Here is a 24,690-nt window from a genome sequence, read left to right as displayed (position 1 = left end):
AGCTTACGCGACTCCCGAGGGCGCCCCGACTCACGTCGGCGCCGGGAAATCCGACAGTGCCGTACCCGCCACGGCGACCAGCCTATCGAGGCGGACGTGCTCGCCCGAGTCGAGTGCCACCCGTTCGACGCCGTCGCGCGCGGACAGCGTGACGAGGCGGCAGGTCCGCCGTTGCATCACGCCATCGTCGTCGAGGAAGCGGACTTCGACGGCGGTGCGACGCATGGCCGTGGCTTCCAGCACATCATGGAATTCGCGGTTGACGGGCAGATAGGGCGCGCGTGAATCGGGCATGGCGTGTCGCTCGATGGTTTGCCGGCGGCCGCAACCGGGCCGCGGTAAGCTGCGTGCCCCGCAGGATGACACAGGCGGCGGACGTGTCGATGTCCGGCCTTACGGTTCGTCGCCAAGGCATCACGACCCACGGGAGTTCCCATGAAGTACCTCGGCCTGGCCTATTTCACCCCCGAAAAGTTCGCCGCGATGAGCCCCGCGGCTGTCGAGGCGCTGGTCGGCCAGTGCCCTGCGCGGGACGACGCGATGCGCGCGACCGGCAAGGTGCGGTTGGCCGCGTCGCTGGGCGACCTGGATGGCTGGAAGACCCTTCGTCCCCGCCAGGGCCGGACGCAGGTCAGCGACGGCCCGTACACCGAGTCGAAGGAGGTGGTCGGCGGTCTTTTCATCATCGATGCCGACAGTCCCGAAGAGGCGGTGCGGATCGCTTCGCTGCATCCGGCGGCCACGCTGGGCGAGGAGGGCGGCTGGGCCGTCGAGCTGATCCCCATGGAATTCCATTTCGAAGGATGAGGCCGTCAGGAGGCGGAAGATGATCGAACTTCCTGTCCGGGATCCGTGCGACCTGTGCGTGGCCGCGCGCGACGAGCCGTGGAAGATCATCGACGAGGGCGAGCACACGCTCACCGTGATCAATCCGTGGCAATTCGAGACCGGCCAGTGCTGCGTCATCACGCGCCGGCACGTGGCGACGCTGCTCGATCTGTCCGCACCGGAGTGCGCGGCCGTCCTGGGGGCGGCCCAGCGCGTCGCCAGCGCCCTTGTCCGCGCCTATCGGCCGCTCGGCATCCTCACGTTCCAGAACAACGGCGTCTACAGCGGCCAGGAAACGCCGCACTTCCATTTCCACGTCGTGCCGCGGCAGCCTGGCAGCGACTGGGGCATCGGCCCGCCGCAACTCGCCGTCTTCGAAAGCGCCGGGCGCAGGCGGGGTGCCGTCCACGACCCGAATGATGATGCGGCGCGGATGGCGCGCGTCCGCGTCTCCCTCGAACGCCTGACGGAGACGGCCGCGCAGATCCGCGCGCATCTGCCGGCTTGATCTGCGCTGCTGACGGACATCTGCCGTTCTTGTCCGCAGGACGCGCACTGCTTCCAGACACCGAAACCGGTCAGCCGTCTCCGGTTCACACCAGCTTCGCGGGGCGTTGCGGCAAAGTTCCGCCATGACTTCATTGAACATCCTCTACGTCGATGACGACGACACGCACCGCTCCATGGTGGCCGAGGCCATCGAGGTCGCGGGGCACACGGTGACGCAGGCCGCGACCGCGACGGCGGCGCTCGATCTGATGCGGCAGGCGAGGTACGACTGCATCGTCACCGACTACTGGATGCCGGACATCACCGGCGCCACGGTCGCGCGCGAAGCACGCGTGCTCCATCCCGGCGCAACCGTGTGCGTGGTCTCCGGCCACGACAAGAACGACATGGCGGGATTGCCGCCCGGCACCCTGCTGATGACGAAACCCTTCAACGTGCCGCTGTTGCTGGACGTGCTGACGCCGCGCTAGTCGAGAACGCCACCGTGACGCGCGGTCCGGGACTCACGCCGGCGGCGCATCGCGCGCCTTGGGTGGCAGGATTGCCGGTGCCTGCTGCGCCATCAGGTCCACGATCCAATCGATGAACACCCGCAGCTTGCGGCTGACATGGCGGCTGGGCGGAAACGCCAGGTAAAGCGGCATCGGCGCCAGCTGCCAGTCCTCGAACAGCGGCACCAGTTCGCCGTGCGCGACGGGCTCGCGGGCCATGTACTGCGGCAGCCACAGCACGCCCATGCCGGCCAGCCCCGCCGCCAGATAGGCGTTGCCATCGTCAACCGACATGACGGGCCGGCCGTGCACGCTGACGTGTTCGTCGCCTCGTTGCAGGTCGTACGCCAGCGGAGGGCCGGTGCGCGATCCGCGATAGCCGACGATGCGGTGCGTACCGTCGTCCAGCGCGTGGGGATGCACCGGCGTGCCCGCGCGTGCCAGGTAGGCCGGCGATGCATAGATGCCCAGTGCCAGGTCTGCCAGGTGGCGTGCCCGCAGCGAGGGATCGGAGAGCGTGCCACCGCGCACCACGCAGTCGACGTTCTCGTCGATCAGGTCCACATGCCGGTCGCTGGCGCCCAGGTCCAGCTGGATATCGGGATAGCGCGCGTGGAAATCCGGCAGCGCCGGCACCAGGACCAGGCGCGCCAGCGGCGCAGGCACGTCCACGCGCAGCCGCCCGCGCGGCGCCTCGGACGCGGCCGACAGGCTGGTCTCGGCATCGTCCAGGTCGGCCAGCAGGCGGACCACGCGCGCGTAGTACGCGGCGCCGTCGGCGGTCGCGTTGACCTTGCGCGTGGTGCGGTGGAGCAGCTTCACCCGCAGGTGCGCCTCCAGGGACTGCACCAGCTGCGTCACCCGCGTGCGGCTCGACTGCAGCGTCTCGGCGGCCCGGGTGAAGCTGCCGGTCTCGACCACGCGGACGAAGGCCTGCATCGCGTCGATGCGGTCCATGCGCACTCCTTGGGGGCGGGAATTGTTTCGATTCTACAAACAGTGATCCCGCGATCGGCGTGTATATCCGGAAAGCCACGGTGCCTAGAGTGATCGCCATGCATCGGGCGACTGGCCCGACAGGAGATGCGTCCATGAACACCCGCAACGTCGTTTTCCCCGCAGGCCGCCACGCGCTGTACGAGCATCACCGCTATTCCCCGGCCGTGCGCGCCGATGCCTTCCTGTTCGTGTCAGGACAGGTAGGCAGCCGCGAGGATGGCACGCCGGAGCCGGACTTCGAAGCGCAGGTGCGCCTGGCTTTCGCCAACCTGCAGGCCACTTTGCAGGCGGCCGGCTGCACCGTGGACGACATCATCGACGTGACCACCTTCCATACCGATCCGGAACGCCAGTTCGACACCGTGCTGGCGGTCAAGAACGACATCTTCCCGGCAGCGCCCTATCCGGCCTGGACCGCGCTCGGCGTGACCTGGCTGGCGGGATTCGATTTCGAGATCAAGGTGATCGCACGCCTGCCGCGCTGAGCGGATCCGTCACGCCGACAGCGCGGCCTCCACCGCGGCGCTGGCGTGCAGGGCCGTGGTGTCGAACAGTGGCACGCGCGCGTCCTGCGGTCCCACCAGCAGGCCGATCTCGGTGCAGCCGAGGATGATGGCGTCCGCGCCACGGTCCGCCAGCGCGTCCATGATGCGTCGGTAAGCGTCGCGCGCGCTGTCGCGGATCACGCCGCGGCACAGCTCGTCATAGATCACGTCGTGCACCACGGCGCGGTCGTCCGCCGCCGGCACGATCACCTGCAGGCCATGCACCTGCTGCAGGCGCTCGCGATAGAACGACTGCTCCATGGTGAAGCGGGTGCCCAGCAGCCCGACGGTACGATGGCCGGCGGCGGCCATGGCCGCGCCCGTGGCATCGGCGATGTGCAGCAGCGGAATCGACACAACCCCCTCGATCTGCGGCGCCACCTTGTGCATGGTGTTGGTGCACAGCACCAGCAGGTCGGCACCGGCGGCCTGCACGCGGCGCGCCGCATCGGCCAGGCGCTCGCCGGCCGCGTCCCAGTCGCCTGCGTGCTGCCACTGCTCGATCTCGTGGAAGTCCACGCTGTACAGCACCACGCACGCCGAATGCAGCCCGCCCAGTCGCTCCCTGATGCCCTCGTTGATCTGGCGGTAGTAGGGCACCGTCGACTCCCAGCTCATCCCCCCGATCAGTCCGATCGTCTTCATGCGCGCGCCGCCTGCCGTGTGATCACGCGTCGATTATGCGCGGCCGCGCAGCGGCGAGGCTTGAGCGTCACGGCGGGCGAGGGTAGGTTGCCCGGACCAAGGGGTGGCACGCCGCGCCCCCTCGACGCCGCCCACGAGGATGCCCGATGAAGTACCTGATCTCCTTTCCCAGCGCCGCGATGGTCGTGTCCGGCAGCGAGCTGGATGCCGCAGGGCGCGATTCGCGTGTGGTGATCGCGGCGGCGAAGGCCGCGGGTGTGTATGTCTTTGGGGGTGGCATCGACGAAAGCGTGCCACCGGTCCTGGTGTCCGCGGACGCGACCGTCGTCGACGGAGGCTATCCGTGGGCACCGCCGCTCACCGGCGGATTCTGCGTACTCGAGCTGCCCTCGCGCGAGGACGCGATCGCCTGGGCGGCGCGCATCGCCAAGGCCTGCCGCTGCGACCAGGAACTGCGGGTATTCGGATTCGATCCGGCTTCGTAGGCGCGGCGGACCCGCCGCCCGCGCTGCGGATGGCGCGTGCCCGCGCGACCGGCGCGTCCCCTATGCTGGGCGTCATCGATGCCCGGACAGACCGGGCGGGAGAGGACTTCATGCTGACCCTGCTTGCGACGCGTCGCGTTACCGCCGGCGTGCTTGTCGCGCTTCTTTTCGCTGCTCCCGTGGCGGCGCACGACCTGGCCATCGTCGGTGCGCGCCTCTACCCCGCACCGGATGTCGCTCCGCTCGACGACGCCACCCTGGTGATCCGCGACGGCCGCATCGTGGCCATAGGCGCCCGTGAGCGCGTGGCGGTGCCGGCCGGCATGCGTGTCGTCGATGGTCGCGGGAAGAGCGTGGCGGCCGGCTTCTGGAACAGCCACGTGCATCTGATCAAGCCGCCTTTCCTCGCGCCGGACGCGCAGCCGGCGGCGGCACTGGACGCGGCACTGCGTGACCGCTTCACGCGCTGGGGCTTCACCACGCTGTTCGACATCGCGTCGTTGCCGGGCGATGCACGTGCGTTGCGCGCGCGCATCGCGCGTGGCGACGTCGTGGGCCCCCAGCTGCTGACCGTCGACATGCCGTTCTTTCCCGAGCACGGCACGCCGATCTACGTGCGCGAGCTCTGGGCGCAGACCCACGCGCCCAGCGCGGAAGTCGCGACGCCCGAGCAGGCGCGCACGCGTGCGGCGGCGCAGATCGCGGCAGGGGCGGATGGCGTGAAACTGTTCACCGGCGCGATCATCGGCGGCCCCGGTGGCGTGTTGCCGATGTCGAAGGAGATCGCCACCGCGGCGGTGGCCGAGGCGCATGCGCACGGCAAGCCCGCGTTCGCGCATCCCACCGACCGCGCGGGCCTCGATGTCGCGGTGGAGAGCGGCGTCGATGTCCTCGCGCATGCGGCCCCCGACGCGGGCGCGTGGTCGCCCGACTTCGTCGCACGCCTGAAGGCGAGCAACGTCGCGTTCGTGCCCACGCTGACCCTGTTCGATTCGGAACTGCGTCGCGAAGGCGTGCCCGCGCCCGTGCTGGAGAGGTTCGTCGGCGCCGCGAAGCAGCAGCTCGGTGCGATGGCGCAGGGCGGCGGCGTGGTGCTGTTCGGTACCGACGCCGGGTACATCGAGGTGTACGACACGCAGCTCGAGTTCCAGCTGATGGCGGCTGCGGGCCTGGACTGGCGGCAGATCCTCGCCAGCCTCACCACGGCGCCGGCGCAACGCTTCGGCCAGGCCTCGGTGCGCGGGCGCTTGCAGGAGGGGCTTGCCGGTGATCTGGTGCTGCTGGGATCCGATCCGCAGGCGCGCATCGATGCCTTCGCGGACGTGCGCATGACGGTGCGCGGCGGGCAGGTGATCTACGACGCCGCGGCGACGCCTGTCGTACCTGTTCCCGCACGCGACTGACCGGCGCGTTCGGTGGCAGGGCCGCGCGCTCCGTAGCTGCAGCGTGGAAGAAGGGCGTTCAAGATGTCCGTGGCGAGTGCGCTTAATTACATGGCGATGACGATCGAGGCGCGCACAGGTCGATCAACGGCATCCACATGAAGCGTGGATTACGGTCTCCTCATCCGTTTCAACGATGAAGGCAGTGATCCAACTGCGACGGATTTCATGAATTTGAACGCGCGTCGTTCACCATCTTCACGCCGCCTCGACGTACGCAAACGGGGGGTAACAGGCGGGTGCCGACATCGGCTGAAACGCCGCTATATTCCCAGCTCCCAGAAGAAGGAGGATTGGAATGTTCACCAACAAGCGATTCATGACGACGGCGCGTGTGCTCGGTGTGGCGATGGTGGCCGGCGTGGCCCTGAGCGGCTGTGCGACCTACGACGACGAGTTCGCAGGCATCAACTCGCGCCTGGACCAGCTGGACACGAAGGTGCAGGGTGCGGCGCAGAGCGCCGATGCCGCGAACCAGTCCGCACAGCAGGCCAACCAGCGCCTGGATCAGATCGAAGGCCGCGTGCGTCAGCTAGAGTCCGCGCCGCGTCGCGTGCCGCGCGGCTGACCGCGCCCGCACGATTCATGACGGATCGTGGAATCCGCATCCCGGTGGCCGCGACAGGCCACCGGGATGCGTACTGATATCGCTCCAGTGTCGAGGAACCGCACCCTCCGTATGCGCCCGCATTCTTTCATCCGTATCGCCAGCGGCGCGCTGTTGTTGACGCTCGCGTTCGCCGGTTCTGTTGCGGCCAAGTCCCAGGCCGACACGTCACGGGCCGACAAGGCCTCCGAGGCCAAGCCCGCGCAAACGGCCACCAGTGCCGACCAGCTTCCGGAAGGCCAGCAGGTCTCCGACACGATCGTCGCGCTCGCAGGCTGGATCGTCGCGACCAGGGACAGCCAGGGGTATCCCTTCGCCATCATCGACAAGGCGGCGGCGCAGATCCTGGTGTTCGACGGCGAGGGTCGCCCGCGCGGCGCCGCACCGGGCCTGTTCGGATCTGCGGTCGGCGATCACACGGCGCCCGGCGTCGCGGGGCTTGCCCTTCGGGAGATTCCCGGCCGTGACCGCACGACGCCGGCAGGTCGCTTCGTGGGTGGCTTCGGCCCCTCCATCGACGCCGGACGCGTACTGTGGGTGGACTACGATTCCGCGGTCTCCATCCATCCGACCGCCACCGGGGTTCCCGCCGAGAAGCGCGAAGAGCGACTCGCGTCGCCGACACCGGACGACAACCGCATCACGCACGGGTGCATCAACGTAGCGCCCACGTTCTACACCGACATCATGCAGCCGACGTTCGAGAAGGGCGGGGTGTTCTACATCCTGCCGGACAAGGACACGCTCGAGGACACGTTCCCCGAGTTCGCGCAGAGCCGTGCGGACATGGCGGACGGCGGTAAGAAGCGGGGACGCTCGGCCCGCAAGTGAGTCGCGCGCGGCAGCAGCCTGCGCGTCACGCATCAGCCAGCGACGTGGACGCTCGCGCGCATTCACGCGCGTGCGTCGCCCGCACCGCTCAGTTTCAATCCTCTATCGCCTCCACGCCCTGCCGGTCCAGTTCGGCCAGGCGTGCGCGCATGGCCGCGAGTCGTTCGGGCGAGTGGCCGACCCAGCCGTGTACTTCCGCGACCACGCGCAAGGGGTCGCGCGTCCGGTAGGAGCGCGTCGGATTGCCGGGGAATTTCTTGTCGGTGAGGTTGGGGTCGTCTTCGAAGGGGCCGGTCGGCTCGACGATGTAGATGTGCCCGCGTCCCGAGCCGACCGCCAGTTCCGCGCCCCATGTCGCAGCTTCCAGCATGGCGGTCAGATAGACGTACTTCGCGACGCGGCGTTTGCCGAAGTTGGAAACGTGGCCTGCGACGATCAGGTCGCCGGGGACGAGTGTTGCCTGGGTGCCGTGGTAGTAGACCGGGGTATCGCGCATGGGAGGAGCTCGTGTGTCCTGCCGAATCGACAGGCCGGCGATACTGATGCCCGCCCCGGGCCTTGCCGCAAGCCCCGGGGCGTTATATACATTGAGGGTGGGAGGCGCAGCGCGCCTCTTTTTTTGTGCCTGGATTCAGGTGTGTCGCAACGGAAGCATCCAACCGGATCGATGTTGGCCAACGAGCCTTGCAGCGCCGCAGGCAGGCGATGCCGACTGGCATGCGCCATCCGCGATGGCGTTGCCTGCCTTAAACGCGTCTTAAAGTCGCGTCGCGACACTGCCTCACGGCGACGATGCACCGCGTCGTCGTGCCCCGCGCTGCGTCGTGTCGCTCGTCGTGCGAAGCCTGTGCGTGCTCTTCTTTCTTCCCTCCACAAGGTAACGATCATGGCAGGCTGGACGACGTCGGATATTCCCTCCCAGGTGCGGCGCACGGTCCTGGTCACCGGAACGGGCGGCATTGGCCTGCACGTGTCCCTTGCGCTCGCACGGGCAGGTGCCACGGTGATCGTGGCGGGACGCAACGCCGCCAAGGGCGCGGCCGCCGTCGAGCAGATCAGCCAGGTGTCGCCGCGGGCGCGCGTGCGCTTCGGCGCCGTCGATCTGGCCAGCCTCGACTCGATCGAGACCTTCGCCGACACCGTGCTGCGTTCGCACGGCAGCCTGGACCTGCTGGTCAACAATGCGGCCGTGATGACGCCGCCCCAGCGCAAGGAGACCACCGACGGTTTCGAACTGCAACTGGGGACGAACCATCTGGGCCATTTCGCGCTGACGGCCCGGTTGCTGCCGTTGCTGCGCGAGGGATGCCATGCGCGCGTCGTGTCGCTGTCGAGCATTGCCGCGCGCAGCGGTGCGATCGATTTCGACGACCTGCAATCGCACCGTCGGTATGTGCCGATGGCCGCCTACAGCCAGTCGAAGCTGGCGTGCCTGCTGTTCGCGTTCGAGTTGCAGCGACGGAGCGTGCGCGAAGGGTGGGGCATCCAGAGCCTCGCCGCACACCCCGGCATCTCGCGCACGGACCTGCTGCCCAACGGCGCTGGCCCCGGCAGTCCGCAAGCGCTGGCACGCCGCTATCTGTGGTTCCTGTTCCAGCCCCCGGAACGAGGGGCTTTGCCGCCCCTGTACGCGGCGACTGCAGCCACGGCGCAGGCCGGTGGTTACTACGGGCCGGACAGGTTGAGCGAGACACGCGGCCATCCGGTTGCGGCCAGGGTGCCGCCGCAGGCGGAGGATGTCGCCGTCGCCGAGCGCCTGTGGCAGGAGTCGGAGCGCCTCACAGGCATCGTGTTTGGCGGTCGCACGGCACAGGGTGCTCGGAAGGCGGCGCTGGACGCGGGATCGACGGTGTGAAGCCGCCGCATTGGCGAAGGCATGACCCAAGCGTCGTAGTTTCAAGAGTCACTGGGCACGTAGGGTGGGGTGAGTGAGGCGGCTTCGCACGGGAGCGTCGGTCTACCTATCGATGATGACGACGCGGCGTGATCGACGGGAATCACCTGCCGCTCAGTCCGTCCCCAGTCGCTTTGCGATGGGGCAAATGGCTGGCAGGATGGGTCAGGAAGATCGTGTCGCCATGGAGTCCGTCCATCATGAAGCCGTTGTTCCGTCTGCTGGTGGCGTGCGTGCTGTCATCGATTCTGGTCGCCTGCGGCTGCGTGGACGAGTACGTCGATACGCTGCCCTCTCCCGACGGCACGCTGAAGGCCGAGCTGCGCCATTGCGGCTGCAGCATCACCACCTATCGCCGGACGCAGGTAACGGTGCTGGAGTCTTCGCGCGAGGCGGAGTGCATGGCCTCCAACGGTGTTGCCGGATTCGACGCGCCGTTCGATCACGTACCGCTGACGCTGCAGTGGCGATCCAACCACACGCTGCATGCGAGCTACCCGGACTATCTGGGGTTCCCGCAGACGCAGTACAGCGCGGGTGATCCAGCAAGACCAAAGGTGACCTTGGTATTCGAGGGTGCGCCGTAGAGTGCACGTGGGGGGTGAGCACTGCATGCCCGGCATGCCCAGTGTCACGGCATTGCGATTCGGGTCATCGGTCGTCAGGACCCGAGCACACGCGGGCCCCTGTATTCGCGAACGCGGGCGGGGGCGTGCACGTCCGATCCGACGCGGGCAGGGACAGGTCGGGGTGAGGCTTTACTTGGTGAGCCCTATGTATGGGCCCGGGTGGTCTTACTCGACACGGCGAGAAGACCGGTCACCTGTACGACGGGCCTCTTCGATCCAGTCCAGGGCTTCGCGGTAGCCTTCCTCGCTTTCCAGGACGCGATCCATCAGGGGCCGCCCCGTCAGCGTGAGGTACTCGCCGAGGTGCGCGGGCGTGAGTCCGGCGGTCTCGGCGGCCTGGTGGAACAGGTGCCAGCGCATCGCGCGCTTCTCGCGTTCGTAACGCAGCCAGAAGTCTGGAAAGACCTCCGCACCCGCACGCGCGCGATTCACCGGCTCTCCCGGGTTCCTGCGGTTGGGGGCGAGGCGCTGGGCGGCGGCGAGAAGCAGGTGTGCCATGTCCTCGCGCTCTACGGGGGCCTTCGCCGCGCGCAGTTGCCGGGCACACCGATCCAGGGCGGTGGATAGAGCGCGCAGCGAGGCCTGGAGGTAGGGATTCGGGTGGTCTTTGATCATCGGTCGACGGTGCACGGGGCGCGAACAGCGCCCGATCACCAAGGTAGACGTCCGGCGGAGCGATTTCCCTATGGTGCTGTTCGCGATATCGGCCCCGGTGCGTTCGATGCGGTCGCGCAGCCGCAGTGCTTTCTGCTATCGATCGACTTGATCATTTTTTTGAAGAGCAGCATCTCGATTGCTTTCAGAACCGATAGCGCAGCTTGGCTACCAGTTGATCGGTATCGGTCAGCGACAGCGCCTCCTCGAACAGCTGGGCAGTGCCCGGGCGGCGGCGCTCATGCTCACCCAGGCCGCCGCGCGACCACGCTAGGTAGACGTCCGACTGCGGTCCGAGCAAATACCGGTAGCGCAGCTGGATGCCAAAGCGGTTGATGTCGAACGCGGAGAGCTTCTCGCCGGTGTAATGCAGCCGGCCATCGGCGCCGCGCCGGTAACGTTGGCCCCCCTCGGCACGCAGCCCGAGCCATTCCGATTTCAAGCGCAGCTCGTGCTGGCGTCCGGGAAACCAGGCGGCGTCGAGCCTCAACGCATCGCCTCGGCGCGTGTAGCGGCCCGCGCAATCGCCACCTTCCCAGATCAACCAGTCCCTGCTGATATCCGGCGCAAGTTCCAGCTTCGCGTTGAAACGGTCGCCGGCGAACCAGTTCACTGCAAACCGTGCGGCCTGCGAGAGACGCGTACTCAGGCCGAGCGCCGCCAACGATAATTCGGCCTCGTACGACCACGCACCTAAGCGGCGGCTTACCACGCGGGCGCTTGCCTCGTTCCGATGGCCGAACCACACCGCGCCGTGCCCGCGCAGGAAACGGTCGTCCCAGCCGCCGCTGCTGGTGACGCTGTCGACGATGATCCGGGTGCCGCTGCGCAGATCGAAGGTGCCGCGCGCGATCCACATGTCCGGCAGACGTTCGCCGCGATGATTGCGCCGTGCCTGCGCTTCCAGCGACCAGCGCGCCGTCGACAGGCGAGAGGACGGGCCTTGGCTGCGATGCAGGTAGGCGCCAGTGACTTCGATCTCATCTAGATCGCCGCGGCGCTGGTAGCCCAGGTCGTTGAAATCGAGGTCGGGATCGAAATGGGTAGCTTCCATTTCGTAGGTCCAGCTCGGCGACGGCATCCAGAACAGCCGGAGCCATGCACCGGAGCCGCTGCGCGTCACTCCATGCTGGTTTGCCTCGCTGGCGAGCACCTGCGCATCGACCACCAGTTGCTCGCCACGGCGCCAGCTCAGGTCGACCGCGTGCACGCGGGCCTCGCGCTGCAGGAACGGACGGCGGACATAAGTCCCGAGCCAGCCGACGTTGATTCCGGTCGATACGGGGTACTGCAGGCGCGCTGCTTGGAAGTCGCGGCCGACGGGACCGCGCTCGCTCGCGGACAGCAGGCCGTAGCCGAGCGCACCGAGCGAGCCGTTGAGCTTGATCGCGGCCGCGATGTCGGCCATTCCGGTGCCGTCATCGGCCTCAGCGCCGATGCGCCGTGTGTGCACCAGTCGGCCGGCATCGGGTGTGGTCTGCTTGAAGATGCTCTGGTTCTCGGTGAAGAACGGACGTCGGTCGCTCTGGAACGTCTCCACGGCGTCGAAGCTGATGACCAGGTCGTCTGATTCGACCTGGCCGAAATCGGGATTGACCGTGGCGCCCAGCTGGAAGGTGGGCGACGGCTTCCACAGCAGATCGACGCCGGCCTTGTGGCGGTGGTCGCCCTCGAGACGGTCGTGGGTGACGGTCGCGTACGGCCATACGTGCAGCAGCGCCTTGCGGTACTGCGCCAGGTTCACGCGTTCGAAGGCGGAGACGAAGCGCGCTCGCTCGGGCGAGACGGCGGGATAAGCGACCTGTTCGCCCGTGGCCCCCAGCGTGCGGCTGAAGTGGACGGCAATGTCGCGGGTGGGTGCATCCGCGCCGCGCATCGGCGCCACCGTCCATGGCAGAAGCAGTTCCACCTGCCAGCCGGCGTCGTGCTCGCTCACCGCCCAGGTCCAGTCGGTGTCCCAGTCGGTGGCAAGCTGGTTCTCGTTGGTCACCACGCCGTCCTGAACCGAGCCGGACAGGTCCACGCCGAAGCTGTAAGCAGTACGGCCGTCAGCGTCGAAGTCGATCATCACCGCGACCCGATCGGCGCGCGTGTCCTGATCGCGTTCGAGGCGGGGTCTGATGCGCGGATAGTCGTCTGACTGTGTGAGGGTGAACCCCACCACCAGTCCATCCGGCGTGGACAGCAGGTACGCCACCGTCGCTGCGCTATCTGGGGCGTGCGACAGCAGGTATGGGGCCACCACGCGGAAATCGCGGTACTGCACCGCGTCGCGCCACTCCGGTTCGTCCAGGCGACCGTCGACCACGATGGCCGCCTGCGTGGCCGGTACCACCAGTCCGCTGCAGAGGAGAAAGAACAGGCGCGCACGCACGCGCCGTGATGGGCCGCGTGTGCGCATCGACGGGGTCCTATGGGAGAGAAGAAGGCCGCGACCGGGCGCGGTCGCGGCGAGGATGTTTCAGCGCGGCTGACAGACCGGGGGATTGGTCATGCCGAACGACAGCAGGTTGCCGCCGTTGACGGTGCACGCATAGGTCTTGCCATTGCGCGCCTTTAAGGTGACGTAGGTATTGGTGCCTTCGGTGCGGCGCTCGATCAGGGTGAGTTCCGACGGAGACAAACCGAGCACGCCGCCGGTTTCGGACAGGATGCGTTCGTCGGAGAGGGAGTTGGTGCGGCTTGCGATCGAACTGCAGCCGACAGTAGCGAGACAGAAGACGGCGAGACTGATGCAGGCGAGAGTGCGGAAACGCATCGTGTGGTTCCTTTCCATGATGGGGCCGTGAGGGATCGCGCGTGCCGGCCCCGGGGACGCGCGCGCACGCGGCTTAGCGCGTCAGGGTCAGCGTGGACGTGGCGTTGAGGGACACCGTCCATTCGCCGTCACGTACGGCACGCAGGTCGTACAGGCCGTAAGGCGTGGCGAGAGCTGCACGCGACAGCATGCCGTCGTCGGCAAGCGCGACGATGCGCAGGCGGTGTCCGGGCCACGCATACGCGCTGGCGAAGAAGTCGCGCAGAGGTTTGGGTGCGACGAAGTCGCCAACGCAGCGGCCGTGTTCGAGGCGGAACGTCGCGTCGAGTTCGAAGTGTTCGTCCTTAAGCGCGCCGGTCAGGCGTGCGCCGACGGGGCATGCCGCGGCCGTCAGGCTGGCCGGCGGCGTGCGGAACGGCGCGGCCAGCAGTTCCGCAGTGGTTTCGATCGCCGACACCCACATCGCATTCGACAGTACGCCGACGGCGGTGCCCTGTCCGGGCCACAGGAGCAACACGCTACGTGCGCCGGTGGTAGTGCCGGCGTGGTGCGCGATCCGGTCGCCATCGGCATCGCGGCCGACGCGCCAGCCGAAGCCCACATCGTAGTCGCGCTCATGCACCGGGGTGCCGTCGGCCAGCAGGGTGGGTTGCAGCATCGCCTCCCACCGCGCGGCGCCAACGATTTGGTGGTCGAGCAGGCGGCCACCGAAGGTCGCCAGCGCCTCGGGCGTGGCCGCCAGTCCACCGCCGGGCCAGGTGTAGCTCATGTCCGTGTTCGGGACGCGCCGTGCGGGTCCGTGCTCAATGTCGTAAAGAACGGATGCCTGCGCGGACGGCGCGTCGCCATCTGCCAGGATGGCCAGTCCGTCGGTGACGTGCTGGCGCACGTAGTCGAGGAAGTGCAGGCCCGAGCGCGCTTCGATCATCGCGCCGATCAACGTGTAACCCCAGGAGGAGTAGGAATACTTCGTGCCCGGCGTGGACAGTAGAGCGCGGTCGGAGAAATAGCCGACGGCATCGCGCGCGGTGGGATAGCGGACCTTGCCGAGCGTCTGCAGATCGTTGCCCGCGTAGTGCGGCGCGCCGGAGATGTGTGCGGCGAGTTGGCGTACGGTCACTCGCGACCACGCAGGCGTCAGCCAGGGCAAGGTGGCGCCGACTGCGGCATCGATGTCGAGCCGGCCGTCTTCGATCAGCTTCGCCGCCGCCGTGGTGGCTATGACCTTGGATACGCTGGCCAATCGGAACACGGTGTCGCGTTGCACTGGCGCGCGCGCTTCGACATCGCGCAGGCCGGCACAGCCCGTCCAGGCGACGCGGCCATCGCGCCATACCGCCGCGCCCATGCCGGGTACGCCGTTGGTCTCCACCAGAGCCTGCAGCAGTCGTTGCGAGGTGGTGCTGGCGGCGTCGGCGGGCGCGGTGCTGCAGGTATCGGACGCCATCGCGGGCACGGCGGTCGCGAGCAGCGCGAGGATGCACGCCGCGCTCAGGCGTGTGCGTGCATGCGTGAAGGGAGATGGGGCTGGCATCGGTCGGCTCCGGTCGGGGAGCCTTCAACCTAGTGACGCCGTCCGGTGATGTCGCGCAGCGTGCGGTTGTGCGTGCCTGCGGCGCGCCGATCCGGTGGTGCGCCGCGTACGCGACCGTCAGGCGCGTGCGTGCAGCGCCACGAGCAGTGCGTCGATATAGGTGCGGCTGACCCGCACGGGTGTGCCGTCGTGCAGGCGTAACACGGCATCTCGGTTGGTCAGCGGCTGCAGTTCCGCCACCTGGTCCAGGCGCACGATCGAGGAGCGGTGCACGCGGACGAAGCGCGCAGGGTCCATCTGCGCCGCGAGCTGGTGCAGAGATTCCCGCACCATGTACGTACGCGCGCCGACGTGCAGCACTGCATAGTCGCCATCGGCGCTGATCCATTCCACCGCATCGGCGCGGATGAAGAGCGTACGGCTGCCGATCCGGACCAGAAACTTTTGCAACGGACGCAGCGGTGCGGCCGCGCGGGCCTCCACCGCCGACGCATCGAGGCTGCGCAGACGAAGCAGGCTGCGCGCGCGCGCCACCGCCTCGCCGAAGCGCGGGTCGTCGAGCGGCTTTAGCAGGTAGTCCACGGCGTTCAGTGCGAACGCACGCACCGCGAAGCCTTCGTGCGCTGTCAGCAGGATAGCGAGCGGACGTCGTTCGGGCGGCAGCGCGGCCAGCACGTCGAGGCCGTTCATGCCCGGCATCTGCACATCAAGGAACACCAGGTCCGGTAGCGTCTCGCGCAGTCCCGCCAGGGCGGTGGGACCGTCTTCGTATTCGCCGGCCAGTACCACGTCGTCGAACGTGGCCAGTTGCGAGATCACGCCACGTCGTGCGAGGGGTTCGTCGTCGACCACCGCGGCGCGGATCATGCGCTCGCTCCGGCATGCAGGCGTAGCGGCAGCGTCAGGTGCACGTGGTAGCGGTCGCCCTCGATGCCGGTCTCCAGCGCAGCGTCGCCCGGGTACAGGCGCGCCAGCCGGCCACGCACGTTGTCCAGGCCGACGGCTTCGCGGGCGCCGTCGGGCGGCGAAGGTGCGTCGTCGGTGTCCGGCAGATCGTTGAGCAGGTGGAGCTCGAGCCGCGTGCCGTCACGGACGATGCGCAGGTCGAGCCGTCCTGGTGCGCGACGGGGTGCGATGCCGTGTCGGATCGCGTTCTCCACCAGCGGCTGCAGCAGCAGATAGGGCACGTAGGCGGCGAGCACGCCGTCGCCCAGTTGCCAGGCCAACTGCAGGCGCCTCCCCAGCCGGGCCTTTTCCACTTCCAGGTAGGCCTCGGTCATGGCGATTTCCTCGGCCAGCGTCACCTCGTGGCGTGGCTGTGCCTTGAGCACCGTGCGCAGGAAGTCGCTGAGCCGTGCCAGCATCTGCCGTGCGTCCGCGCCGTGGCCTTCCGCGATCAAGGTGGACACCGCATTGAGCGTGTTGAACAGGAAGTGCGGCTGCAGCTGGTAGCGCAGCGCGCGCAGTTCGGCGTCGCGTGCAAGCGAACGCGCTTCCAGATGGTCTGCCTGCTCCTGTCGCAGCGCGGCGTAATAGGCCACCACCGCGTGGATCGCGCAGTAGGCAACCAGCACCAGCCACGCGCCCTCCAGGCCGCGGAACAACAGCGGTACGTCTACCGCGCCCGGTGTCATCAGCCGCGCGAGGCTGCCCGACGTCATCGCCTGCACGGCCACGCTCAGCAGGCGCGTGGCCAGCGCCATCGCGTAGGTAGCCGCAAGCAGCACCAGGGCGATGCGCCAGCCCGGCGTGCTGCGCCGCCACAGCCAGCGCTGCAGTGCGGTCAGCGGCAGTAGCCACAGCACGAAAGCGGACAGATACAAGGTACGCGACAGCGTCGCGTGGCCATGGCCCAGAAGTGGCAGTGCCATCACCAACAGGCAGGCGCCCAGCGGCAGGCCGGCCAGTACCGGTAGCCAGAAAGGTGGGAGTACCCGCCGGTCCAAGGGTGCCGATGTCATACGAGTGGATAGTCCAAGCGACGAACTCCATGGTCAGTTCACCACGACGGGCCGCTGCCAAGCCAGTCCCGCGCGCCCGAAGGGTTAACCCATGCGCCAGGACGAACGACAACGCCTTCTCTTGGATAGAGGTTGCTCGCCGCAAGTGAATCGGATGGAGTGCATTCGTAGTCCAGGGCTAGGCTTTTCGACCTCTACTCGTAGCAGACATCGGCTTCTGGCCGTCAGCGGACACTGGACTCCGCACGCCCAAGCGCCACAAACGAAAAAACCCTGGGGGTCCAGGGTTTGATCTTGGTGCCGGAGGTGGGACTCGAACCCACACGCTTTTAAGGGCGGCGGATTTTGAGTCCGCTGCGTCTACCGTTCCGCCACTCCGGCGCGGACGCGGAGTATAGCCGAGCCCGACCCCTGGCCGACAGGGGCAGAGCCCGCCGCGCCTCAGTTGACCTGGTCCGTCCCCAGTAAGCGCTCGCCGCGGCGCTGCCAGCCCTCGGCGCCGGCCTCTTCCTCCGGCGTGAAGATGCCGCAGCGGACCATCGTGCGCTGGTACACATGCAGACTGACCGCGATGGCCTTGTCGCTCGGGTTGCGGATGGTGTGGTACTCGTGCGGCGGGATCAGGCTGCCGGCCGATCCGGTGCCGGCCTCGATCGTGCCCGCCTGGATGAAGCGATAGCGCACATCGTCATGCTCGGCCAGCTCGTACTGCGTGATCTCCAGCCGCCCGCGCCACACGCCTTCCACGCACCACATGCCCGAGTGATCGTGGATCTTGGTCCCCTGGCCCGGGCCCCAGGTCATCGCGATCACGCTGTAGCCGTGCTCCGGACTGGTGTACAGCTCACGGCGCGCGTAGTGGTCCGAGATGGGCTCCAGCACGCAGGACGGCAGGCTGACCTCCTCGTCGCAGATCAACTCGCACAGCGACTTGCGCAGCGCATCGGTGACGGCGCGGTCGTCACCCAGGGTGACGGCGGCATCCAGCGAAGCGACCAGCTTGTCGGCGCCGGGGAAATCGAGGGTCATGGCACGGCCCGCTTGAAAGTGTGAAGCCATTTTAGCCGGCTGGGGCGGGGAGGGAGTTTTGCGGTGCGGGATGGCCGGCTTTTTCCCTCGCCCCGCTTGCGGGGAGCAGGTGCCGAAGGCGGGTGAGGGGTGGGGTGAGCGGAGCGGCAATGCGCACGTGCAGGGGTCAGATACCGCGCTCGCCCCTCATCCGCCCTCCGGGCACCTTCTCCCCGCCGAGCAGGGAGAAGGAGCAGCGGGGCTCAGACGCCTGCCAGGAAATCCCGTATGGCTGGCCCGAACCGCTCGAAATCCACCAGAAATGCATCGTGCCCCTGCGGCGATTCCAGCGGCAAGAAGTCCGCCTGTGCCCCTCCGGCAGCCAGTCCCTCGGCGATCTGCTGCTGCTGTTGCAGCGGGAACAGGATGTCGGTGGTGGCCCCGATCGCCAGGGCGCGCTGCACCCGGATCTTCGCCAGCCCCTTCTCGACGTCGCCTCCGGCATACTCCGCCAGGTCGAACCAGTCCATCGACCGGCTGAGATAGAGATAGCAATTGGGATCGAAGCGGCGCACGAAGCGGCGCGCGTGGCCTTCCAGGTAGCTCTCCACCTGGAATTCCAGCCCGAACGGTTCCTCATCCGGACGATCCGACTCCAGCCGCACGCGGCCGAAGCGGCCATCCCACTCCAGCGCCGAACGGTAGGTGATGACCCCCAGCTTGCGCGCCATGCGCATGCCGGATTCCGGATACGACGCATCGTCGTACTGGCCACCGTTCCAGTTCGGGTCCAGGCGGATCGCCTCGCGCTGCAGCGAGCGGATCGCGATGGAGAACGGCAGCGCCTGCGCACTGCCCGAGATGTTGATGTGCGTGCGCGCGGCGCCCGGATGCAGCAGCAGATAGGCCAGCGCCGTCATCCCGCCCATCGAGTTGCCGATGATGCAGGCCAGCTGCTCGATGCCCAGCCCGCGCACCACGTCGAAGGCCGCGTGGGCGCCGTCTTCCACGGACAGCTCGGGGAAATCGAGGCGGTACAGCGTGCCGGTGCCGGGATTGACCGATGCCGGACCCGTCGAACCCTTGCAGCTGCCGAGCGAATTCACGCACACCACGAACCAGCGGTCGGTATCGATCGGCTTGCCCGGCCCCACCATCGCTTCCCACCAGCCCTCGGCATCGTTGCCCGCATTGCGCGCCGCATGCGCATCCGGCGACAGCCCGGTGACGATCAGCACCGCGTTGTCGCGCCGTTCGTTCAACGTGCCCCACGTCTCGTACGCCATCCGTGCACCATGCAGCGAGCCACCGCGCTTCATGCGGAACGGCGAGGGCAGGGGATGGAAGCGGGTGCCGGGGGGGATGAATTCGGTCATCCGCCAAGTGTAGCGATCCGGACGGTGCTATTCGCCCTGCCAGTGCACGTTGACACGGACTGGCAAGTGGTCCGAACCGATGTCGGGGCCGCGTTCCGCGCCCGTGCCGGCAAACTCGGACGAGACCAGCACGTGATCGATGCCGATGCCGAACAGGCCTTTGCCTTCGCTCGGATAGGTCGGCGCCCAGCCGGTGGCGCGCGTCAGCGGATGCAGGTCCGCGCCCAGCAGGGCGCTGGACCAGGGCGTGGCATTGAGGTCGCCGGCGACTATCATCGGCTCCCGTGCGGCCGATGCCGCGAGTTCGCGCAGCAGGCCATCGCGTGCGCGGTACTTGCGCGTGGCCATCGGCGGCTTCGGATGTGCGGCGACGAAGCGGATGCGTCGATCTTCGATATCCACGCCGGCTTCCATCCTCAGTGCACCCAGACGATCGGGCACCACGCGCACGTCGTGCAGGGGACGGTCGGACAGGATGCCCAGCCCCGGCGGCGATGCCAGCGGATGCAATGCCCGGTGCGGGAACCCGCCGTAGCCCTGACGCGCCAGCGCCTCCGCGTAGTCGGGCGACAGCTCGGTCAGCACGACGATGTGGGCCGGCTGGTGATCCAGCCAGGCGAGCAGTGCAGCGGGGTCGCGTTGGCGGATGTTGACGTTGGTGACGGCGATGACCAGCGCCGGTGGCCCGTCTGCGTGCGGTGCGACGGGACTGGCTGTCAACCACGGCACGGCAAGCAATGGCAGACCCAACAGCCAGCGCCTGTCGCGCAACGTGCCGAGCGCGCAGGCGAGCATCCATGCCAGGGCGTAGAGCGGCTGCCAGTGCGCGAACAGGTCCAAGGCCCAGCCGAGAGATCCCTGGCCCGGCAGCCACGCGCGCTGCAGTGGCAGCAGGAGTCCGATCAGGGCGGGCGTGGCGATCCATGGCGCAAGCCGGGAAACGATGCGTGCGCGGCTCATGCGGCAGACGGGAGAGGGATCATCGCCGGAGTGTAGGCAAGGCGCAGAGGTCATGCCATGTCATGCAGGCGCCGTGCATGCTGCGCCACCCGCGATGCGGAATCGACATCCCTCGCCCTGCGAAGCGGGGAGAGGGTGCCCGGAGGGCGGGTGAGGGGCGAACGGAGTAGGGAAGCTGACGTTGCGATCAGCGTCAACGCGCGTCTACACAGGGAGGCGAAGGTGTCGCGCAAAAGAGCGCCCCTCATCCGCCTTCGGCACCTTCTCCCCGCAGGCGGGGAGAAGGGAGCGACACACTGTGCCTTACGGCACCACGCGGTCGATGGTCAGCGCGTAGGTGTTGCCGGCCTTGACGTCGGCGGTGACGGCGGTCGCTTCCAGATCGCCGGGCTGCGCGGCGGGGCCGTTGCCCTTGGCGATGCGGGCGACCAGTTGCACCTGCGGGAGCTGCGACAGCTTCAGCGTCGGCATCGGGCTGTCGCCATCGCCGAGCGGCACGGTGACCGGAAAGTCGGATACCGGCAGGCGCCGGGCCGCGACAGGCATCGGCGGGCCACCCACCTGGCGGGCGAAGACGAACAGTGTGTCGCCGGGAGCGAGCTTGTCCTTCAGGGCAGGCGCCAGGTCGACGGTCACCGTGAGCAGCGCCGGCGCGCTGCCGGCGGCGGGCGCGGCGTCGGCCAGAGGGGGCAGGCCGGCTGCCGCGCGGGCTTCGTTGATCTGCGTGCGCAGGGTGGCCGCGGTGTTCGGGTCCACCTTGGCCAGCAGCGGCTCCCAAGTCTTGGCCGCGTCCGCGTGCCTGCCCTCCTGCCGCTGCGCCAGTCCCACGAACCACAGCGCGCGCTGGTGATCGGGATTGATCGCCAGCGCCTTGTCGAGCAGCGCGATCGCCTGCGCATCGAGCTTGCGGTCGGCATTGTTGAACAGGCGCGCCTGCGCCGCTTCGACCAGCAGGTCGGCATCGGTGGGCAACAGCTGCACCGCGCGCTCGAACGCCTTCTGTGCGTCGTCGTAACGCTGGAGGGCCGCGTAGGACTTGCCCAGCAGGCGCCAGCCTTCGGGCTCGTTCGGCTGCTTCTTCAGTTCGGCCTCCAGTTGCGCGACCGCCTCGTCCAGCGTGGCGGGCATGGCGGCGGATGCCGCTTCGGGTTCCAGTGCCGCCGGCGTGCCGACCACGCGGTACAGCGCGAACGTGGCGATGCCCAGCGTGGCGACGCCGGCCAGCACCAGTCCGCGCGCATCGCGCCACAACGGCCACAGCACGGCCAGCAGCACGCCCAGCGACAGCACGATGGCGAGGATCACGAACGGGGTCATCACCACTCCTGGTCGGTGTCGTCGATGGCGGGCGCTGACTGCTTCGCGCGCCGGGCGACGATGCGGGCGACCCAGAAACCGCCGGCGAGCAGCAGGAGCAGCGGCCCGAACCAGAGGATGTAGGTGCCGGGCGCGACGTCGGGCTTGTACAGCACGAACTCGCCATAGCGGTCGACCAGGAACTGCTTCACCTGCGCGTCGTCCTTGCCCTGCCGCATCAGGTCCAGCACTTCGCGGCGCAGGTCGTGCGCGATCTGCGCGTTGGAGTCGGCCAGCGACTGGTTCTGGCACATCACGCAGCGCAGTTCGGCGGTCAGCTTGTGGAAGCGGACTTCCTCGGCATCATCGCGGAACTGCAGCGGCGTGGGATCGCTGGCCTGCGCGAAGGCAGTGAAACTGCAAACGGCCAGGCACAGGGCGAGCACCCACCGTAGAGCCGAGCTTGCTCGGCTGCTCTTCGTTGCGGCACCGCGCAGCCGAGCAAGCTCGGCTCTGCGAGGGAGCCTTGATGTCGGGAATGCGGTCATCGGCCGGCTTCGATCTTTTCCAGCGCGGGAATCAGCTGGTTGTCGATGATGGCCTGGTCGATGGCGCCGACATGCTTCCAGCGGATCACGCCCTGGCCGTCGACCAGGAAGGTTTCCGGCGCACCGTAGATGCCCCAGTCGATCGCGGTGCGGCCTTCGAGGTCGGCGACGACCATCATGTACGGGTTGCCGAACTGGTCCAGCCAGCGCAGGGCGTCCTCGCGTTCGTCCTTGAGGTTGTAGCCGATGAAGCGCACGCGCTTGGTCAGTGCGAACTTGGTGAGGATGGGATGCTCGACGCGGCATTCCGGGCACCAGCTGCCCCACACGTTCATCACGTAGGGCTGGCCGGCGAGGTCGGCGTTGGTGGTGCGCTTGGCGGGGTCGTGCAGCAGCGGCAGGTCGAACGCGGGCGCCGGCTTGCCGATCAGCGGGGAGGGCAACGCATCGCGCCCGGCGCGGTCCGACTGCTTCACGCCGTAGTACAGCAGGCCCATCAGGCCGACGAAGAACAGGCCGATGATGACCAGCGCGAACGTCAGCGCACCGCGCGAGCGCGGCGGCGACGGCGGGAGTTCGGATGCGTTGTTCATGCGGGACGCGCCTCTTGTTTCTTGTGGTTTCGGAACCGGCGATCGGCGGCGGTGACGAAGCCGCCCAGCGCCATCAGCGCGGCGCCGAGCCAGATCCAGCGGACGAAGGGTTTGATGTGCACGCGCAGCGCCCACGCGTCGTTGCCCAGTGGTTCGCCGATGGCGACGTAGACATCGCCCAGTACGCCGGGCTTGATGCCGGCTTCGGTCATCACCTGGCCACCGCTGGCGTAGGCACGCTTCTCCGGATGCAGCAATACCACCGGCTGGCCGTCGCGCAGTACCTGCACGTGGCCGCGGTCGGACAGATAGTTGGGCCCCTGGGTTTCATCGACGCCCTGGAAATGGAAACCCCAGCGGCCGACCTCGACCGTCTGGCCCGGCTTCACCGCCAGTTCGCGCTGCACGTTCAGGCCTTCGACCAGCAGCGCGCCGACCAGGAACACGGCGATGCCGGTGTGCGCGAGTGTCATGCCGAGCATCTCGGGCGTGACGCGGCCGTTCGCGCGCAGGCGCTGCCACAGGAAGCGCAGCGTGCCTAGGCCGACCCACGCTGCGCCGAGGATGCCGGCGGCCACCTTCAGCTTGCCCTGCGGCGCCATGACGTAAGCGATTGCGGCCAGCACCAGGGCCAGGCCGGCCCACGGCAGCAGCATCGCCGCCAGTTTGCGCGGGTTTTCGCGTTGCCACTTGGCGAGCGGGCCGAACGGCACCAGCGCCACCAGTGGCGCCATCAGCACGATGAACAGCAGGCTGAAGTACGGCGGGCCGACGGAGATCTTGCCCAGATCCAGCGCATCGGCGATCAGCGGGTACAGCGTGCCCAGCAGCACCATCGCGCAGGCGGCGGTCAGCAGCAGGTTGTTGGCCAGCAGCAACGTCTCGCGGGAGCTGGCGGCGAAGTACGACTTCTCCGAGGCGTCGTCGGCCAGCTGCGGCGCGCGTAGCGCGTACAGCAGCAGCGAGCTGCCGATGACGATGCCGAGGAAGATCAGGATGAACACGCCGCGCGTGGGATCGGCGGCGAACGCGTGCACGCTGGTGATCACGCCCGAGCGCACCAGGAACGTGCCCAGCAGCGACAGCGAGAAGGCGGCGATGGCGAGCAACAGTGTCCAGCCGCGGAACGCGCCCCGCTTCTCCGTGACCGCCTGCGAATGGATCAGCGCCGCGCCGACCAGCCACGGCATGAAGCTGGCGTTCTCGACCGGGTCCCAGAACCACCAGCCGCCCCAGCCCAGTTCGTAGTACGCCCACCAGCTGCCCAGCGCGATGCCCAGCGTCAGGAAGCCCCAGGCCACGTTCGTCCACGGCCGCGTCCAGCGCAGCCAGCGCGCATCCACGTGGCCGTCGAGCAGGGCGGCGATCGCGAACGCGAACGGCACCACGAAGCCCACGTAGCCCACGTACAGCAGCGGCGGATGGATGATCATCCCCGGATCCTGCAGCAGCGGGTTGAGGTCGCGCCCCTCGCCCGGCGAGGGCAGCAGGCGCACGAAGGGATTCGAGGTGAAGATGAGGAAGGCGAGGAAACCGATGGCGACCACGCCCATCACCCCCAGCACGCGCGCCATCACCACCGGCGGCAGGCCACGCGAGAACAGGGCCACGGCACCGGTCCACAACGCCAGCACCAGCGCCCACAGCAGCAGCGAGCCTTCGTGCGAGCCCCACACGGCGGTATAGCGGTAAACCATCGGCAGCAGCGAGTTGGAATTGTCGGCCACGTACTTGACCGAGAAGTCCTGCTTCACGAATGCCACCGTCAGCGCGATGAAGGCCAGCATCACCAGCCACAACTGCGCGTAGGCGGCGGGGCGCGCCACGTCCATCCACGCCGCCTTGTTGCGGTGCGCGCCCGCCAGCGGCAGCACCGCCTGCAGGATCGCAACCAGCAGCGCCAGGATCAGCGCGATTTGTCCGAGTTCAGGAAGCATGCGTATTCCATCCCCTCGCCCTGCGTAGCGGGGAGAGGGTACCGAAGGCGGGTGAGGGGCGAGCGGAGTTGCGGGTGTTCAGACGATCAAAGAGTGGCCGGGTGCGCGGGCTACGCTTCGTGCGCATGTGCGGAGAGCCAAAAGCGCCCCTCATGCGCC

Annotated in this window: 27 protein-coding genes and 1 tRNA gene; 10 read left to right on the top strand and 18 right to left on the bottom strand. The window is 68.2% G+C overall.

Annotated elements, in window-relative coordinates; all coding sequences use genetic code 11:
* Positions 1–30: 30 nt before the first annotated feature.
* Positions 31–294 carry a hypothetical protein gene (locus ACSQ19_RS00430; RefSeq protein ID WP_435999211.1) on the bottom strand — a complete coding sequence of 88 codons (264 nt, stop codon included), beginning with the start codon at positions 292–294 and terminating at the stop codon, positions 31–33.
* A gap of 141 nt (positions 295–435) precedes the next feature.
* Here ACSQ19_RS00430 and ACSQ19_RS00425 point away from each other — a divergent pair, with 141 nt between their 5' ends.
* The 3 genes from ACSQ19_RS00425 (at position 436) to ACSQ19_RS00415 (ending at position 1,808) form a co-directional block, all read left to right on the top strand.
* Positions 436–807 (top strand): YciI family protein, encoded by a 372-nt coding sequence (locus ACSQ19_RS00425; RefSeq protein WP_435999210.1) that lies wholly within the window; start codon positions 436–438, stop codon positions 805–807.
* Between the two features lie 58 nt (positions 808–865).
* Positions 866–1,336, top strand: coding sequence for an HIT family protein (locus ACSQ19_RS00420; RefSeq protein ID WP_435999209.1), 471 nt, complete (start codon positions 866–868; stop codon positions 1,334–1,336).
* A 124-nt stretch (positions 1,337–1,460) separates the two neighbouring features.
* Positions 1,461–1,808 (top strand): response regulator, encoded by a 348-nt coding sequence (locus ACSQ19_RS00415; RefSeq protein WP_435999208.1) that lies wholly within the window; start codon positions 1,461–1,463, stop codon positions 1,806–1,808.
* 33 nt (positions 1,809–1,841) lie between these two features.
* Here ACSQ19_RS00415 and ACSQ19_RS00410 read toward each other — a convergent pair whose 3' ends face one another.
* Positions 1,842–2,786: a LysR substrate-binding domain-containing protein gene (locus ACSQ19_RS00410; protein ID WP_435999206.1), complete on the bottom strand. Its 945-nt coding sequence runs from the start codon at positions 2,784–2,786 to the stop codon at positions 1,842–1,844.
* Between the two features lie 134 nt (positions 2,787–2,920).
* Between ACSQ19_RS00410 and ACSQ19_RS00405 the strand changes: the two genes are divergently transcribed.
* Positions 2,921–3,313, top strand: a complete 393-nt coding sequence (locus ACSQ19_RS00405) for a RidA family protein (RefSeq protein WP_435999205.1) — start codon at positions 2,921–2,923, stop codon at positions 3,311–3,313.
* A 9-nt stretch (positions 3,314–3,322) separates the two neighbouring features.
* Here the strand turns inward: ACSQ19_RS00405 and ACSQ19_RS00400 are convergent, their stop codons facing one another.
* A complete protein-coding gene (locus ACSQ19_RS00400) occupies positions 3,323–4,018 on the bottom strand; it encodes an aspartate/glutamate racemase family protein (protein WP_435999204.1) in 696 nt (231 codons plus the stop codon).
* A gap of 146 nt (positions 4,019–4,164) precedes the next feature.
* On the opposite strand from ACSQ19_RS00400, the gene ACSQ19_RS00395 reads away from it, so the two are divergent.
* From ACSQ19_RS00395 to ACSQ19_RS00380, 4 genes are all read left to right on the top strand, one after another.
* Complete coding sequence (locus tag ACSQ19_RS00395) at positions 4,165–4,503, top strand: YciI family protein (RefSeq protein WP_435999203.1); 339 nt, start codon at positions 4,165–4,167, stop codon at positions 4,501–4,503.
* Positions 4,504–4,613: 110 nt separating this feature from the next.
* A complete protein-coding gene (locus tag ACSQ19_RS00390) occupies positions 4,614–5,906 on the top strand; it encodes an amidohydrolase family protein (protein ID WP_435999202.1) in 1,293 nt (430 codons plus the stop codon).
* Between the two features lie 337 nt (positions 5,907–6,243).
* Positions 6,244–6,513: a hypothetical protein gene (locus tag ACSQ19_RS00385; RefSeq protein ID WP_093490678.1), complete on the top strand. Its 270-nt coding sequence runs from the start codon at positions 6,244–6,246 to the stop codon at positions 6,511–6,513.
* Positions 6,514–6,624: 111 nt separating this feature from the next.
* Positions 6,625–7,383, top strand: coding sequence for a hypothetical protein (locus tag ACSQ19_RS00380; protein ID WP_435999201.1), 759 nt, complete (start codon positions 6,625–6,627; stop codon positions 7,381–7,383).
* Between the two features lie 94 nt (positions 7,384–7,477).
* On the opposite strand, the gene arr is transcribed toward ACSQ19_RS00380, so the two are convergent.
* The gene (gene arr / locus ACSQ19_RS00375) at positions 7,478–7,879 is read right to left on the bottom strand and encodes an NAD(+)--rifampin ADP-ribosyltransferase (RefSeq protein ID WP_435999200.1); all 402 of its coding nucleotides are present in this window, start codon (positions 7,877–7,879) and stop codon (positions 7,478–7,480) included.
* Between the two features lie 390 nt (positions 7,880–8,269).
* Here arr and ACSQ19_RS00370 point away from each other — a divergent pair, with 390 nt between their 5' ends.
* Both ACSQ19_RS00370 and ACSQ19_RS00365 read left to right on the top strand, forming a co-directional pair.
* A complete protein-coding gene (locus ACSQ19_RS00370; RefSeq protein WP_435999198.1) occupies positions 8,270–9,238 on the top strand; it encodes an SDR family oxidoreductase in 969 nt (322 codons plus the stop codon).
* A 239-nt stretch (positions 9,239–9,477) separates the two neighbouring features.
* The gene (locus tag ACSQ19_RS00365; protein ID WP_435999196.1) at positions 9,478–9,864 is read left to right on the top strand and encodes a hypothetical protein; all 387 of its coding nucleotides are present in this window, start codon (positions 9,478–9,480) and stop codon (positions 9,862–9,864) included.
* A 207-nt stretch (positions 9,865–10,071) separates the two neighbouring features.
* On the opposite strand, the gene ACSQ19_RS00360 is transcribed toward ACSQ19_RS00365, so the two are convergent.
* The 14 genes from ACSQ19_RS00360 to ACSQ19_RS00295 all read right to left on the bottom strand — a co-directional run bounded on the left by ACSQ19_RS00360 (position 10,072) and on the right by ACSQ19_RS00295 (position 24,531).
* A complete protein-coding gene (locus ACSQ19_RS00360) occupies positions 10,072–10,521 on the bottom strand; it encodes a hypothetical protein (protein WP_435999194.1) in 450 nt (149 codons plus the stop codon).
* Between the two features lie 184 nt (positions 10,522–10,705).
* Positions 10,706–12,961, bottom strand: coding sequence for a DUF5916 domain-containing protein (locus ACSQ19_RS00355; protein WP_435999192.1), 2,256 nt, complete (start codon positions 12,959–12,961; stop codon positions 10,706–10,708).
* A 60-nt stretch (positions 12,962–13,021) separates the two neighbouring features.
* Complete coding sequence (locus ACSQ19_RS00350; RefSeq protein ID WP_296282720.1) at positions 13,022–13,318, bottom strand: hypothetical protein; 297 nt, start codon at positions 13,316–13,318, stop codon at positions 13,022–13,024.
* A gap of 73 nt (positions 13,319–13,391) precedes the next feature.
* The gene (locus ACSQ19_RS00345) at positions 13,392–14,852 is read right to left on the bottom strand and encodes a serine hydrolase domain-containing protein (protein ID WP_435999190.1); all 1,461 of its coding nucleotides are present in this window, start codon (positions 14,850–14,852) and stop codon (positions 13,392–13,394) included.
* 117 nt (positions 14,853–14,969) lie between these two features.
* Positions 14,970–15,719, bottom strand: coding sequence for a LytR/AlgR family response regulator transcription factor (locus ACSQ19_RS00340; RefSeq protein WP_435999188.1), 750 nt, complete (start codon positions 15,717–15,719; stop codon positions 14,970–14,972).
* Positions 15,716–16,723, bottom strand: coding sequence for a sensor histidine kinase (locus ACSQ19_RS00335; RefSeq protein ID WP_435999186.1), 1,008 nt, complete (start codon positions 16,721–16,723; stop codon positions 15,716–15,718). Before ACSQ19_RS00335 ends, ACSQ19_RS00340 begins: the two co-directional genes overlap by 4 nt.
* A 385-nt stretch (positions 16,724–17,108) precedes the next feature.
* A tRNA-Leu gene (locus ACSQ19_RS00330) sits at positions 17,109–17,194 on the bottom strand.
* 60 nt (positions 17,195–17,254) lie between these two features.
* A complete protein-coding gene (locus tag ACSQ19_RS00325; protein WP_299343145.1) occupies positions 17,255–17,842 on the bottom strand; it encodes a cysteine dioxygenase family protein in 588 nt (195 codons plus the stop codon).
* 242 nt (positions 17,843–18,084) lie between these two features.
* Positions 18,085–19,197, bottom strand: coding sequence for a homoserine O-acetyltransferase MetX (gene metX / locus ACSQ19_RS00320; protein ID WP_435999183.1), 1,113 nt, complete (start codon positions 19,195–19,197; stop codon positions 18,085–18,087).
* Between the two features lie 27 nt (positions 19,198–19,224).
* Positions 19,225–20,157 (bottom strand): endonuclease/exonuclease/phosphatase family protein, encoded by a 933-nt coding sequence (locus ACSQ19_RS00315; RefSeq protein WP_435999181.1) that lies wholly within the window; start codon positions 20,155–20,157, stop codon positions 19,225–19,227.
* A gap of 303 nt (positions 20,158–20,460) precedes the next feature.
* Positions 20,461–21,474 (bottom strand): c-type cytochrome biogenesis protein CcmI/CycH, encoded by a 1,014-nt coding sequence (locus ACSQ19_RS00310; protein WP_435999179.1) that lies wholly within the window; start codon positions 21,472–21,474, stop codon positions 20,461–20,463.
* Positions 21,474–21,899, bottom strand: coding sequence for a cytochrome c-type biogenesis protein (locus tag ACSQ19_RS00305; protein ID WP_435999177.1), 426 nt, complete (start codon positions 21,897–21,899; stop codon positions 21,474–21,476). The genes ACSQ19_RS00310 and ACSQ19_RS00305 overlap by 1 nt, the downstream gene beginning before the upstream one ends.
* A 98-nt stretch (positions 21,900–21,997) precedes the next feature.
* Positions 21,998–22,594: a DsbE family thiol:disulfide interchange protein gene (locus ACSQ19_RS00300; protein WP_435999175.1), complete on the bottom strand. Its 597-nt coding sequence runs from the start codon at positions 22,592–22,594 to the stop codon at positions 21,998–22,000.
* Complete coding sequence (locus tag ACSQ19_RS00295) at positions 22,591–24,531, bottom strand: heme lyase CcmF/NrfE family subunit (RefSeq protein ID WP_435999173.1); 1,941 nt, start codon at positions 24,529–24,531, stop codon at positions 22,591–22,593. The genes ACSQ19_RS00300 and ACSQ19_RS00295 overlap by 4 nt, the downstream gene beginning before the upstream one ends.
* Positions 24,532–24,690 lie beyond the last annotated feature (159 nt).

This window comes from Pseudoxanthomonas sp. LjRoot127, from assembly GCF_964253495.1.
In the GTDB taxonomy this organism is placed as follows: domain Bacteria; phylum Pseudomonadota; class Gammaproteobacteria; order Xanthomonadales; family Xanthomonadaceae; genus Pseudoxanthomonas_A.
Note: the sequence above shows the minus strand (reverse complement) of the source record. Positions and strands in the feature narration are given on the sequence as shown.

What these genes read in the sequence shown, in the direction of transcription:
- arr (WP_435999200.1), bottom strand. Translation starts at nt 7,879, where the DNA reads ATGCGCGATACCCCGGTCTACTACCACGGCACCCAGGCAACACTCGTC.
- ACSQ19_RS00295 (WP_435999173.1), bottom strand. Translation starts at nt 24,531, where the DNA reads ATGCTTCCTGAACTCGGACAAATCGCGCTGATCCTGGCGCTGCTGGTT.
- ACSQ19_RS00300 (WP_435999175.1), bottom strand. Translation starts at nt 22,594, where the DNA reads ATGAACAACGCATCCGAACTCCCGCCGTCGCCGCCGCGCTCGCGCGGT.
- ACSQ19_RS00325 (WP_299343145.1), bottom strand. Translation starts at nt 17,842, where the DNA reads ATGACCCTCGATTTCCCCGGCGCCGACAAGCTGGTCGCTTCGCTGGAT.
- ACSQ19_RS00370 (WP_435999198.1), top strand. Translation starts at nt 8,270, where the DNA reads ATGGCAGGCTGGACGACGTCGGATATTCCCTCCCAGGTGCGGCGCACG.
- ACSQ19_RS00430 (WP_435999211.1), bottom strand. Translation starts at nt 294, where the DNA reads ATGCCCGATTCACGCGCGCCCTATCTGCCCGTCAACCGCGAATTCCAT.
- ACSQ19_RS00350 (WP_296282720.1), bottom strand. Translation starts at nt 13,318, where the DNA reads ATGCGTTTCCGCACTCTCGCCTGCATCAGTCTCGCCGTCTTCTGTCTC.
- ACSQ19_RS00360 (WP_435999194.1), bottom strand. Translation starts at nt 10,521, where the DNA reads ATGATCAAAGACCACCCGAATCCCTACCTCCAGGCCTCGCTGCGCGCT.
- ACSQ19_RS00310 (WP_435999179.1), bottom strand. Translation starts at nt 21,474, where the DNA reads ATGACCCCGTTCGTGATCCTCGCCATCGTGCTGTCGCTGGGCGTGCTG.
- ACSQ19_RS00365 (WP_435999196.1), top strand. Translation starts at nt 9,478, where the DNA reads ATGAAGCCGTTGTTCCGTCTGCTGGTGGCGTGCGTGCTGTCATCGATT.
- ACSQ19_RS00415 (WP_435999208.1), top strand. Translation starts at nt 1,461, where the DNA reads ATGACTTCATTGAACATCCTCTACGTCGATGACGACGACACGCACCGC.
- ACSQ19_RS00315 (WP_435999181.1), bottom strand. Translation starts at nt 20,157, where the DNA reads ATGAGCCGCGCACGCATCGTTTCCCGGCTTGCGCCATGGATCGCCACG.
- ACSQ19_RS00425 (WP_435999210.1), top strand. Translation starts at nt 436, where the DNA reads ATGAAGTACCTCGGCCTGGCCTATTTCACCCCCGAAAAGTTCGCCGCG.
- metX (WP_435999183.1), bottom strand. Translation starts at nt 19,197, where the DNA reads ATGACCGAATTCATCCCCCCCGGCACCCGCTTCCATCCCCTGCCCTCG.
- ACSQ19_RS00400 (WP_435999204.1), bottom strand. Translation starts at nt 4,018, where the DNA reads ATGAAGACGATCGGACTGATCGGGGGGATGAGCTGGGAGTCGACGGTG.
- ACSQ19_RS00340 (WP_435999188.1), bottom strand. Translation starts at nt 15,719, where the DNA reads ATGATCCGCGCCGCGGTGGTCGACGACGAACCCCTCGCACGACGTGGC.
- ACSQ19_RS00380 (WP_435999201.1), top strand. Translation starts at nt 6,625, where the DNA reads ATGCGCCCGCATTCTTTCATCCGTATCGCCAGCGGCGCGCTGTTGTTG.
- ACSQ19_RS00345 (WP_435999190.1), bottom strand. Translation starts at nt 14,852, where the DNA reads ATGCCAGCCCCATCTCCCTTCACGCATGCACGCACACGCCTGAGCGCG.
- ACSQ19_RS00335 (WP_435999186.1), bottom strand. Translation starts at nt 16,723, where the DNA reads ATGGCACTGCCACTTCTGGGCCATGGCCACGCGACGCTGTCGCGTACC.
- ACSQ19_RS00410 (WP_435999206.1), bottom strand. Translation starts at nt 2,786, where the DNA reads ATGGACCGCATCGACGCGATGCAGGCCTTCGTCCGCGTGGTCGAGACC.
- ACSQ19_RS00405 (WP_435999205.1), top strand. Translation starts at nt 2,921, where the DNA reads ATGAACACCCGCAACGTCGTTTTCCCCGCAGGCCGCCACGCGCTGTAC.
- ACSQ19_RS00395 (WP_435999203.1), top strand. Translation starts at nt 4,165, where the DNA reads ATGAAGTACCTGATCTCCTTTCCCAGCGCCGCGATGGTCGTGTCCGGC.
- ACSQ19_RS00355 (WP_435999192.1), bottom strand. Translation starts at nt 12,961, where the DNA reads ATGCGCACACGCGGCCCATCACGGCGCGTGCGTGCGCGCCTGTTCTTT.
- ACSQ19_RS00385 (WP_093490678.1), top strand. Translation starts at nt 6,244, where the DNA reads ATGTTCACCAACAAGCGATTCATGACGACGGCGCGTGTGCTCGGTGTG.
- ACSQ19_RS00390 (WP_435999202.1), top strand. Translation starts at nt 4,614, where the DNA reads ATGCTGACCCTGCTTGCGACGCGTCGCGTTACCGCCGGCGTGCTTGTC.